The organism is Candidatus Culexarchaeum yellowstonense (assembly GCF_024707025.1).
Classification (GTDB): Archaea; Thermoproteota; Methanomethylicia; order Culexarchaeales; family Culexarchaeaceae; genus Culexarchaeum.
On the sequence record NZ_JANGFQ010000128.1, the window covers coordinates 1 to 2,775 of the forward strand.

A 2,775-nucleotide genomic window follows, 5' to 3' on the forward strand; every position below is an offset into this window, starting at 1 on the left:
GGGTTCGCCTCCCCATTTAAGGCTTCACTCAGCGGGACTTCCAGAATGTTGCCTAGGCTGGCTGGAGTCATGTCTGGGCCTGGGCTGCATGGGATGATTTCGCCATCGGGTTGGAGGGCGAAGTATAGTTTTCCTGCATCGCAGATTTTTGGGGCAACCCCAGCCACATACAATGGTATCCCATACATGTATAGTTCAGGAACGTCTAGGGCTAGGAGGCGCCTCCTCCAAAGCTGAACGAGAACACTTACGAGACGACGTACACCATCAACTTCAAGCCCAATTGGCGGCGGATTAACAGGCTGCGTGGAATAATACTTGACGTAGCTGGATAGGCTAAGCCAGAGGCGGGGGATTTCACTTAGATTAGCTGGATGGATAACCGTGTTCACACCCACATTTGCTCCGGCACGGCTTAAATGTTCAACAGCCTTCACGGCTTTAACTTGCGTTCCAGTTACACCGCGCATAGAGTCATGGGTAGCTTGGAAGCCGTCAATGGAGACAATCACGTAATCAAAGGTTTTGGCAAGCTTCTTGGCAGTCCACTCATCCACAAGTGTGCCATTGGTGTTTATGGATGTGGCTAAGCCGTAATCCTTGGCGAGCGTGGCGAGACGGTAAATGTCACGCCTCAATAGGGGTTCACCGCCACTGAAGCCCAATGCAGGCACACCATACTCACATATGATTTTCACAGCCCTCAAAGCTTCCCCCCCACCCAACTCACTCACCCTCACACGCCAATTACTGCAGAAGCTACACCTAAGGTTGCATTGGAATGTGACATTATAGTATGCGGCAAGCGGGCGAACGCTACCCCTAAACTTGGCATCTAGATATGCACCTGCAACTTTGAGCATACTTCTAATGGACATGTGGACACTCCAAAAATACTATGTCATCTACCACCACATAAGACTTACCAATTTTTGGCTCGCATTTATTTAGTACATGGTTGCCCTCCTCCTCTCCAATGTAAGGGAGTATTTGAGGGCTATTATTCCAATGGGTATTAGTATGGATGCTTGGATGGCTAGTGTGATTATGTCGCCTTTGACATCGTTGAGGGCTGCCCCCATAAGTAGTGTTCTCCTTATGGCGTCTGCAGCGTAGGTTTGGGGTAGTAGGCTTCCCAGAAATGCAAGTTCCCTTGGGAGGATTTCCCTTGGAATATATATTCCAGCAGTGAGGGGGACTAGTAGCCTCGTAAACCATGCGATGGGCTCAGTGCCCCTATAGGCGCCAATAAGCCAGTACATTGAAGCTGAAATTAAACCTATACCGCTACATGCAGCTATGCTGAGTAGGATTATGCAGATTACTAGGCTTGGATCCGCCTCCATGGAGGCTTGGAAGTTGAAGAAGAGTACTCCAATGAGGAAGTATAGGGTGAACATGATTGTCTCCATAAGATACCTCCAACTCGTCCTAGCGAAGATGAAGGTGTATGGGGATATACCAGCCAACTGCAGGTAATCCCTCCTAGACAAATGTACACCTCCAACTCCCATTCTACCATGATATAGGGCTGCAATAGACTGATAATAAACTTCCAGGGAGGCATCCATATAGGTGTTTATCATTAAACCTGAAATTATGAAGGCCATGAAGTTGCCACCATAAAGTGGGCTGAAGCCGCCGAAAGCCAATGCATAATACTTGTATAGTAGGAGTGAGAAGATTATCTGGAGGATTTGGAAGGGGATGCTCCAAAGCCACCAAACAGCCACCCTTGAAGCCTCCTCATAATAGAATGTGAGGATATGCCTCAAATTCACCTTAACCCTCTCACGTAAACCCTGAAGTCTAGGCACATCCACCACCCACATAATAGAGGAATGCATCCTCAAGGTTAGCCTTCCTCACCCTCACCCTACTAACCTTAGCCCCCATAGATATAAGTTCACTGAGAAGTTTGGGGAGAACCACATCACTATCCCTAACACCCAAAACAACCTCATACTCGCCAACCTCCAACCTCATGGGGCGAACGTTAACGTAATTGGCTTCAAACCTCCCCAACACCTTGTTTAAATCGAAGTAGACGCCATAAACCTCCACAGCTATAGACTCCCCCACACCACTACTCCTAATAAGCTCTTCAGGCTTACCATCAGCGACAACCCTACCACGATCCAAAATGATAACCCTACCAGCCACCTCCTGAGCCTCCAGAGGATGATGAGTAGCATAGAGAACTGTCACATTAAACTCCCTATTCAATTTGAGGAGATGCCCCCGAACCAACCTAGCAGCCTCAGGACTTAAACCCATGGTAGGCTCATCCAACAAGTAAACTGGAGTCCTCCTAAGTATACCAAGAGACAAACCCACCCTAGCCTGCTGACCAGTGGAGAGGGAGCCGAAAGGCCTATCCAAAACCTCACCCAAACCAAGCCTACCAGCCACATCCAAAACCTCCTCAAAAGAGTAATTGAAAAGCCTAGCCATTATACGGAGATTCTGCCTCACAGTCAACCTAGGCTGAGCCCACGCACCAACACCAATCAACGAGGGAATATAGGTAACCCGCCTAACAACCTCCCCCCTCTCCCTCACAACATCAAAACCCAAAACCTCAACCCTCCCACCACTCGGAGGAATAATACCAGCCAAAACCTTAATGAGAGTAGTCTTCCCAGAACCGTTAGGGCCGAGGAGACAAACAAACTCACCCACACCAACCCTAAAGGAAACACCATTCAAAGCATAAACATCCCTCTTCCCCAAAACACTACGCATAAAAACCTCATACAAAAACCTACCACCAAA

General features: G+C 48.3%; 3 protein-coding genes. All 3 read right to left on the reverse strand.

Annotated elements, in window-relative coordinates:
- A partial coding sequence (locus MRT15_RS09480) for a radical SAM protein (protein ID WP_304329848.1) occupies positions 1-878 on the reverse strand: 878 nt, incomplete at its 3' end.
- A 69-nt stretch (positions 879-947) separates the two neighbouring features.
- Positions 948-1,817 carry an ABC transporter permease gene (locus MRT15_RS09485; RefSeq protein ID WP_304329849.1) on the reverse strand — a complete coding sequence of 290 codons (870 nt, stop codon included), beginning with the start codon at positions 1,815-1,817 and terminating at the stop codon, positions 948-950.
- Positions 1,810-2,775, reverse strand: a 966-nt coding sequence (locus tag MRT15_RS09490; protein WP_304329850.1) for an ABC transporter ATP-binding protein, incomplete at its 5' end; no start/stop codon positions are given. The genes MRT15_RS09485 and MRT15_RS09490, both read right to left, overlap by 8 nt.